The following is an 8,570-nucleotide window of genomic DNA, read 5'->3' on the forward strand; positions in this document are numbered from 1 at the left end:
CCAATCAAGGCGAACACGACGCCGCGCGCGGCGACGCCGAATCGCGAGACACGCCGCAGCAGCGCCCTGCGCTCAGGCGCCACATCCGACAGGTCGAGCATCTCGTCCAGATCCGCCTGGATACCGCGGTAGACCTGGTACAGCCCGTAGCCGACCAGCGCGGCACCCGCCGCGACCAGCAGCCACCGACCGACCGGCAATTCCATTGCGCGTGCACTCCAGCTCGCCGCCTCCCGGTTGCCGCTCCCGTCCGTGGCCGCGCTTCCTGCGAATGCGAGCCGGGCGGCGGTGACGGCCAGCGCGCCGTGCACGATGGCGATGACGCCGTGGAGCACGCGCTCGCCGGCGGAATCCCGCTCGGGATTGGCGAGTGCCGCATAGGCGCGCCAGAGCGCATACGCGGCGAGGCCGAGTGCGATCAGGCCGATCAGCACGCGGCCGAGCGGCTCGTCCACGAGCGACCGGATCGCACCGCTCGCGCCCGTTGCCTCTCCCGAGCCGAGCGCCGCACGCAGGGCGATCCAGCCCATGATCATGTACACGACGCCCCGGCTCGCCAGGCCGAAGCGCGCGAAGCGCTCCACCCAGTCCCCGCCGCGGGCGCCCACGGCGCGCGCGGATTCCTCGCCTGCTCGAACGACGCGAATCGGACCTGCCATTCTGCCTCCTGTTCTGCTGCGTCCCATCAAGGCAAACGGCGGACCGCCCTTCCACCGACCGCGCCCGGGACACAGCGACAGGCTGGGCCCGCTCGTCGGCTGGACGCGCTCGCGTCACCGGCACGACGGCTGGCCCCGCGATCGTAGGGTTTCACGTCGCTCGAACGTTCCAATTCAGGCCCGCGCTTTCCGGATCGCCGACTGGCGCCCAAATTGCGCCCCTGAGCCACATGCACCGCCGATGCGGGGCAACGAATGAAAGTCAGAGGAGGCAGTATGAAGCAGTATCGAATCGGCCGCATCGCCGCCACAGCGGTGCTGATGCTGGGCGCGCTGGCCGTGACCGGATGCCTGGGTGACAACGACCCCGTCGACGTCGATGTGAACGATGGGCATGTGATCGGCGTCGGGCTGCGCGTGGCGCAGCAGCACTTCAATGTCGCGGCGTTCGCGGAAGACAGCGAGAACACGGATCTGCTGACGCTGACGGACAGCATCTCGACGCATGCCGAGGCGCAGTTCGACGCGTTCCTGGACCTGGACATCACCGTGCGCGAGACCACCCTCTCGCAGGCGATCGCGCGCCAGACGAGTGACATCGCCAACCTGCTGTCGATCTACACGGGCGAGGAGTTCGACCGGCAGTACGTCCAGGTCCTCGTCGACCTCTACGAGCAGAACATCGGGATCATCGATGAGGACCTGCTCACCGCGGTCGAGAGCCCGGAGCTGGAGGCGGAGCTGCAGGCGCTGCGCGCTACCCTCGTCGCGGAGCAGCTCGAGGTCATCGCCCTGCAGACGGAGATCGGCCCGCCCGAGAGCTGACGCGACGCGCGGTGGACTCGCGCGGCACAGCAGCAGTGAACGGCCCGTGGCGCCAGCCGGCGACCACGGGCCGTTCCTCGTTCATCGTAAGCGGCGGAGAGTCACGCCGTCACACCAACCACAGCAGCCGCCTGCCCCGGCTGGTCTGCATTCTCACTTCTCGCCGTCCGCGGGCTTGCCGTACGTCTTCAGGAACAGCCGCTCGCCTTCCGTCGTGCCGATCAGGATCAGCTCCGTGCCCTCCTCGGACGACAGCACCGTGTCGGGTGGCGGGTTCACGAGCACCTCGTCGTCCTGCTCGATCGCGACCACGCTGCAGCTCGTCGTCTCGCGGATCCCGCTTTCCGCGAGTGTCTTGCCCACGAGCGCGGGCGGCACCGGCGTGCGGAACACGTCCAGCCCCTCGGCGATCATCAGCAGGTCGTCGCGCTCGAGCAGGTTGTAGACCGCGTTCGCACCCATGGACGCGTACGACATCACGAAGTCCGCGCCAGCGCGATGCAGCGTCGAGACGTTCCGCTCCAGGTTGGAACGGCTGATGATCTGCATGTCCGGCCGCAGCTTCCGGCAGTAGATCGTCAGGTAGATGTTGGTCGCGTCGTCCGACGTCGTCACGATCGCGGTCGGCGCGCTCTCGATGCCCGCCGCGTTCAGCACGTCGCGATCCGCAGCCGAGCCGACCACCGTCTTGCCGGGGATCTTCACGCGCGACGGCTCCTTCTCGACGATGCGGTAGTCGATGCCGCGCGACGCCAGCGCCAGCGCGGCCGCACGCCCGACGCGTCCGCCGCCCAGGATCACCACGGGCGCCTCGCCCAGGTGATAGATCGCCGTCAGCTCGCCGAACCTGTTGAGCTGCTCCACCGTGCCCGCCAGCACGAGCACGGTGGACGCCTCGAGTGGCTGGTCCGGCAGTGGCACGACGAACGTGCCTCGCCGCCAGAGGCCGACCACCGTGAGGCCCGTCGCATTGCGCAGCCACCCGTCGCCCAGCGTCTTGCCGACCATCGGCGTGCCCGCAACGGGAGCTTCCGCGATCACGAGCTGGCCGAAGCGCCCGATGATGTTCGCACGGATGTCACCGGCGACGCTGCGCCGCGCCAGCGACTGTCCCAGCATCTCCGTCAGCTTGAGCACGTGCGACGCACCGGCCAGCTCCAGCACGTCGTAGGAATCCGTCGACCGCGCGAACGCGACGATGGGCACGTACGGGTCCAGCTCGCGCACCGTGAAGGCGACGTTGGTGTTCATGTAGTCGTCGCCCGTCGCGACGATCATCGCCGCCTCGTCCGCGCGCGCTCGCCGGTAGGTCTCCAGGTCGTCACGCTGCCCGACCACGACCTGGAAGCCGAGGTCGTGCAGCTCCAGCGCGCGCGTCAGGTCCGGCTCGATCAGGTAATACGGCCGCTCGTGCGAGCGCAGCCGCTCGATCAGCGCGAGCGCCACCGGCTCATCGTCCGTGATCAGCACGTGGCCGTGCGTGCCCGGCGGCAGCGAGCGCGGCGCGCGCCGCTGCCGCTGCGCCTCCAGCCACGGGGCATAGAAAAACTCGATGAACGTGAACGGCAGCAGCACCAGCAGGACGACGACGCCGGACATGAGGACGACCACGGAGAAGAAGCGGCCGGCATCGCTCTGGAAGGTGATGTCGCCGAACCCGAGCGTCGACATCACGGTGAGCGTCCAGTAGAACCCGGTCAGCCACGAGTGGCTCTGCCCCTCCATGACCATCAGCACATGGAAGAGTACCGAGTACACCACCACCATGAGCGCGACGATGATCAGGTAGCGCGCCAGGATGCGCAGGTTCTGCTGCGCGTCGCCCGAGCGCGCGAATGCCATGACCTGCGTCGTCAGGTACTTCATGCGCTCATCCCGTGCATCGCGGCGCTCCGCCTGTCCGTGCCTGGTGCATCCGCTGGATTCTTCACTCGGTGTATGATGCCTGCGCGGCCGCGCCCTCGCGCGGCAGCCGGATCGTCGCCCGCGCACCGCGCCGGTCCCGCCGGTTCTCCAGCTGCAGCGAGCCGCCGTGCGCTTCCACGATCTGCCGGCTCAATGCGAGACCGATGCCGGAACCGGTGGGCTTGGTCGTGAAGAAGGGTACGAACAGGTTGGCCGTCGCGTCGAGGCCCCTGCCCTCGTCCTCGATGGTAATCACGACGAAACGCGCATCCGAGCGCCACGTCATCGACACGCTGCCGCCCGTCTCGAGCGACGCGTCCGCCGCGTTGCGCAGCAGGTTGATCAGCGCCTGCTCGAGCTGCGCCCGGTCCGCATGGATGACGACGTCGCCGCCGTACGCCGGCGGCCGGACCTGTACCTCCAGGCGCGTTTCCAGCTCCGCAACGCCCTCCACCAGCGACGCGACCTGCATCGGCTTCGGCTTGGGCGCCGGCATCCTGGCCAGGCGCGCGTACTCGGACATCAGCTTCGCAAGCGCCTCCGAGCGGTTCGCAATGACGTCCAGCCCCTCCTCGACGTCCGCGACCCGATCGCTCTGCACCAGCTCCTTCTCGAGAATTCGGCGCACGGACCGCGCGATCGACTGGATCGGCGCGAGCGAGTTGTTGATCTCGTGCGAGAGCACGCGCACGATGCGCTGCCACGCGAGCTTCTCCTCCTCGCGCAGTGCACGCGTCACGTCGCCCAGCACGATGAGCCGGTGCGGCCGCCCGTCCTGCCGGAACTCCGAGCGCCGCATCTCCCAGCGACCGGTCGCGCCCGGGAACGCGTGGTCCAGCGTGCGTGCGGGCGGCCCCTCCAGGTACTCCGCGAGCCCGATGTCCTCCGCGGTCCTGCCGATCAGTGCATCGGGCACCGACCCCACCAGCGACGCGCCCGCGCGGTTCACCAGGCGCAGCTCGTCGTCCGCATCGAACGCGAAGATCGCGACGTCGATCTCGGCCAGCACGCTGGACAGCAGCGCCGTCGCCTCGACTGCCGCGAGCCGTTGCCTGTGCAGCGTTTCCCCCAGCTCGTTCACCTCGCCCATCACGTCGCCCAGCAGGTCGCCGCCGTGCGCGCCCGCACCGCGCAGCGAGTAGTCGCCCTCGCGCAGCGCACCGAGCAGGTTCTGCAGGAGCTGCAGCGGCCGCACCGTGCGCGAATACGCACTGATCGCGGCACCGATCCAGAAGGCGGGGAGGAAGAGCGAGAGCGTCCAGCGCAGCTCGGTCGAGAACTCGTGCGTCCAGAGCAGCCAGAGCGCGACCACGACGGCGGGGAGGCCGCCGAGCAGCACGTTGCGGACGACGGCGTGCTCGAGGCCGCGGAAGCGGCTGCGCGGGGTCACGGACGGTGCCGGGGGATGAGTGGGTGCACGCTGCGGTGTTCGTTGCCGGGACGTCCGGGTCGCCGCCGACGCGACGGAGCCGGGTGCCGCAAGCTAAGGGCGGGCCGGGTGGCCGCACCAGAGAACGCGTCAGCCGGGTTGTCGCCGGACTCCGCGGCGGGCATTGTAGGGGCGCCGTCGCGCTGCTGTACCCGCCCGGCCAGCCGGCATATCACACATCGGAGCCGATCGCATGATCACCGCGGACCGGATCACGAAGCAGTATGCGACGGTCACCGCCGTCGACGACGTCTCGTTCGACGTCGCCCGGGGCGAGATCTTCGCGCTGCTCGGCCCCAACGGCGCCGGCAAGACCACGCTGCTCCGCATGGTGCTCGGGCTCATGGAGCCCGACAGCGGCAGCATCACCTTCGACGGCTACGAGTCGCGCCCCGCGCCGCACGAGATCGGCTACCTGCCTGAGGATCGCGGCCTCTACCCCGACGTGAAGGTGCTCGACACGCTGGTGCACTTCGGCGCACTGCGCGGAATGTCACGTCGCGCGGCACGCGATGCAGCCGTGACGTGGCTCGAGCGCATGAAGCTGTCCGATCGCGCCGGCGAGCCGCTCAAGGCGCTGTCCAAGGGGAACCAGCAGAAGGTCCAGTTCATCAGCGCCATCCTGCACGCGCCCGTCCTCGCCGTGCTCGACGAGCCGTTCTCCGGTCTCGACCCGCTCAACCAGGACTTCTTCCTCGACCTGTTCCGCGAGCTGCGCGCTGACGGAATGACCATCGTGCTCTCCGCGCACCAGATGCAGCTCGTCGAGCGCATTGCCGACCGCATCCTCGTGCTGAACCGCGGGCAGACCGTGCTGAGCGGGACGCTGCCGGCCGTGCGACGTCGCTGGACGACCGGACGTCGCCTGCTCGTCACGCTGGCCGAAGCGGCGCCCGCCAGCTTCGATGGCAGCATCCCGGGCATCGAGGTGCAGCAGGTGGCGGACGACGTGCTCGAGGTATTCGTGCCCGACGAGCTGGAGCTTTCGCCCGTGCTCGCACAGATCGGCACGCGACTGAACGTCCGCGAGCTCGAGTCGCATCCCGTCACCCTGCACGATGTCTATGTCCGCTCGATCGGGCGCCACGACGAGGAGCGCGTATGACGTACTGGCGAGCGACGATGGCGGTCACGCGCTGGGAGTTCCAGCGCTACATCAAGTGGAAGCAGCAGATCGTCGGGATGCTGGTCACGATGGTCGTCGTCGGCGCCTTCGTGGTCCTGCCGCGCCTGAACGATGGTGACGCCGACCGCGTCCGGACGATCGCGGTGATCGGCGACGACGTGCTGCCCGTCAGCAGCGCCGGCGCCGGTGAGTACACGTTCGTCGCCCATCCACGCTCCGACGAGCAGCAGCTGCGCGACGCGGTGAACGATGAAGTGTTCGACGGGCTGCTCATCGTGCACAGCCCTGACGACGTCGAGCTCGTGCTGCGTCGCGAGGCAGACTGGGCCGGCGGCGTACACGCGCTGGTTACGACCGCCCGGCGCGAGCAGATGATCGCGAGCGCGGGCCTGAGCCGCGACCAGGTCGAGAACATCCTGGCGCCGCCCGCGCTGGAGGTGAGCTACACGGCGACCGGCGCGGGCGAGGGGCGTGGCGGACGGCTGACGGTGATCATCGTGATCTCGCTCATGCTGTTCACCGTCTTCGTCGGCATGAGCTACATCTTCGCCAGCATCACGGGGGAGAAGCAGATCCGTGTGACCGAGCAGGTCATCTCGGCGATTCCACCGCAGGCGTGGATCGACGGCAAGATCCTCGGGCTGATGCTGGTCAGCCTGGTGGGTGTGCTCGTGCAGGTCGTCGCGTTCGCCGCGGTGTTCCTGATCTCGCGGGCCATGTTCGGCGGTGACCCGATGACGCTGCCCCAGTCACTCGGCGACCCCGGCACGATCGTCCTGATCCTGCTATTCGCCATGTTCGGCCTGTTCTTCTGGTTCGCGTTCTTCGGTGCGATCGCCGCGACGATCGACGACCCGCAGCACTCCGCGCGCGGCTCGTTCCTCATGCTGCCCGTCTTCGCCACCGTCCTCGCCTACATGGTGCCCGGCTCGCCGGACAGCGGACTCAGCCGGTTCCTGAGCCTGTTTCCCGCGACGTCGCCCGCGGCGATGCCGGCGCGCATGATGACGAGCGACGTGGGTTCGTTCGAGGTGGGGATTTCACTCCTGCTGCTGGCGACGGGCATTGTGCTGCTGCGCACGGCGGCGGGCCGCATCTTCCGGATGGCGATGCTGATGTATGGCAAGGAGCCGAGCTGGGCGGAGATGCGGCGGTGGATCTTTGAGAGGTAGGCGGGGCTACAGCCCATGCTGCTGGATCCGCCGGTACAGCGCGCTCCGGCTCATCCCGAGCTGCTCCGCCGCCGCCTGCACGTTGCCGCCGTGCTTCGCCAGAACCTTCCGGATGAACGCGCGCTCCGCCTCCTCCAGCGTGAGCTCGTCCTCGCCGCGACCGGCTTCGCGCTGCTGCAGGCCCAGGTCCTTCGCCGTGATGCGCTCGCCCGGCGCCATCAGCACCGCGCGTTCGACCGCGTGCGCCAGCTCGCGCACGTTGCCCGGCCACGTGTGCGCCCGCAGCGCCTGCTGCGCGGCACCATCAAACCCCGCGAACTTGCGGTCGTACTTGCGCGCATACTCGCCCAGGAAATGCCCGGCGAGGAGGAGCACGTCGTCGCCCCGGTCGCGGAGCGGCGGCAGCGCGATCTCGACCGTGTTCAGCCGGTAGAGCAGGTCCTCCCGGAACCGCCCCTCCTTCACCTCGGCCCGGATGTCCGCGTTGGTCGCTGCGATCACCCGCACGTCGACGTGGATCGTGCGCGAGCTGCCGACCCGCTGGACGTCGCCGGTCTGGAGCACCCGCAGCAGCTTCGCCTGCAGCTTGGTCGACGTGTTCGCGATCTCGTCCAGGAACAGCGTGCCGCTGTCCGCCAGCTCGAAGCAGCCGATGCGGTCCGTGCGCGCGTCGGTGAACGCGCCCTTCACGTGACCGAAGAACTCGCTCTCGGCGACGCCCTCCGACAACCCGCCGGCGTTCACGGTGACCAGCGGCCGGTCCGCGCGGTTCGACGCCGCGTGAAGCCACTGCGCGACGACCTCTTTGCCCGTGCCGTGCTCCCCCGTGATCAGCACGTTCGCATCCGACGGCGCGATCCGCTCGAGGACGGTCAGGACCTCCTTCATGACCGGCGAGTCGCCGATCATGACGGGCAGGCCGGACTTCTGGAGGCGCTGGTTGGCCGCCTCGGCGCGACGCGCCCGCCGCAACGCCTGGCTCAGCTCGATCTGGGTATGGAGCGTGTGGAGCAGCCGCTCGTCGTTCCAGGGCTTCTCGATGTAATCGTTGGCCCCGTGCTGCATGGCAGCGACGGCACCCTCGACGCTGGACCAGCCCGTCATGACGAGAACCGGGAGGGTGTCATCCTGGGCGCGGATGACCTGGAGGAGGGTGAGGCCCTCCTTACCGGTGGTCGTGTCGCGCGTGTAATTCATGTCCATGAGGACGGCGTCGAAATTGTCCTCGTCGAGGGCGCGGAGGATGGCCTCGGGGGACGTGGCCGTGGTCAGGTCGTAGCCTTCGTCGCGCAGGAGCATGCGGAGGGCGACGAGGACGTCGGGCTGGTCGTCGGCGATGAGGACGCGGGGGGCGTCTGCGTGCTGGGATTTCGACATTTCGGGTTGATGCGGGTGTGGTGCTGGGCCGTGTGGAAGATGTCGGGTGGTGGCTGGGGAGGCAACGCGGCGGGGCT

7 protein-coding genes are annotated in these 8,570 nt (G+C 69.0%); 3 read left to right on the forward strand and 4 right to left on the reverse strand.

Translation table 11 applies throughout. The annotated features are described in order from the left end of the window. On the reverse strand, positions 1-659 hold a 659-nt coding region (locus VFU06_04780; GenBank protein HEU5208707.1), incomplete at its 3' end, for a DUF1206 domain-containing protein. Positions 660-935: 276 nt separating this feature from the next. Here VFU06_04780 and VFU06_04785 point away from each other — a divergent pair. After that, positions 936-1,484, forward strand: coding sequence for a hypothetical protein (locus VFU06_04785; GenBank protein HEU5208708.1), 549 nt, complete (start codon positions 936-938; stop codon positions 1,482-1,484). A 153-nt stretch (positions 1,485-1,637) separates the two neighbouring features. On the opposite strand, the gene VFU06_04790 is transcribed toward VFU06_04785, so the two are convergent. After that, entirely contained in the window at positions 1,638-3,350 is a 1,713-nt protein-coding gene (locus VFU06_04790) for an NAD-binding protein (protein ID HEU5208709.1), read from the reverse strand. 61 nt (positions 3,351-3,411) lie between these two features. Beyond that, positions 3,412-4,779: an ATP-binding protein gene (locus VFU06_04795; GenBank protein ID HEU5208710.1), complete on the reverse strand. Its 1,368-nt coding sequence runs from the start codon at positions 4,777-4,779 to the stop codon at positions 3,412-3,414. 232 nt (positions 4,780-5,011) lie between these two features. Here VFU06_04795 and VFU06_04800 point away from each other — a divergent pair, with 232 nt between their 5' ends. Together VFU06_04800 and VFU06_04805 are read left to right on the forward strand one after the other, a co-directional pair. Further along, the gene (locus VFU06_04800; GenBank protein ID HEU5208711.1) at positions 5,012-5,923 is read left to right on the forward strand and encodes an ATP-binding cassette domain-containing protein; all 912 of its coding nucleotides are present in this window, start codon (positions 5,012-5,014) and stop codon (positions 5,921-5,923) included. Continuing rightward, entirely contained in the window at positions 5,920-7,116 is a 1,197-nt protein-coding gene (locus VFU06_04805) for an ABC transporter permease (protein HEU5208712.1), read from the forward strand. Before VFU06_04800 ends, VFU06_04805 begins: the two co-directional genes overlap by 4 nt. Before the next feature lie 6 nt (positions 7,117-7,122). Here VFU06_04805 and VFU06_04810 read toward each other — a convergent pair whose 3' ends face one another. Continuing rightward, on the reverse strand, positions 7,123-8,493 hold the full coding sequence (locus VFU06_04810) for a sigma-54 dependent transcriptional regulator (protein ID HEU5208713.1): 1,371 nt from the start codon (positions 8,491-8,493) through the stop codon (positions 7,123-7,125). Positions 8,494-8,570: the final 77 nt, after the last annotated feature.

The organism is Longimicrobiales bacterium (assembly GCA_035764935.1).
In the GTDB taxonomy this organism is placed as follows: domain Bacteria; phylum Gemmatimonadota; class Gemmatimonadetes; order Longimicrobiales; family RSA9; genus DASTYK01.

What these genes read in the sequence shown, in the direction of transcription:
- VFU06_04800 (HEU5208711.1), top strand. Translation starts at nt 5,012, where the DNA reads ATGATCACCGCGGACCGGATCACGAAGCAGTATGCGACGGTCACCGCC.
- VFU06_04790 (HEU5208709.1), bottom strand. Translation starts at nt 3,350, where the DNA reads ATGAAGTACCTGACGACGCAGGTCATGGCATTCGCGCGCTCGGGCGAC.
- VFU06_04805 (HEU5208712.1), top strand. Translation starts at nt 5,920, where the DNA reads ATGACGTACTGGCGAGCGACGATGGCGGTCACGCGCTGGGAGTTCCAG.
- VFU06_04810 (HEU5208713.1), bottom strand. Translation starts at nt 8,493, where the DNA reads ATGTCGAAATCCCAGCACGCAGACGCCCCCCGCGTCCTCATCGCCGAC.
- VFU06_04785 (HEU5208708.1), top strand. Translation starts at nt 936, where the DNA reads ATGAAGCAGTATCGAATCGGCCGCATCGCCGCCACAGCGGTGCTGATG.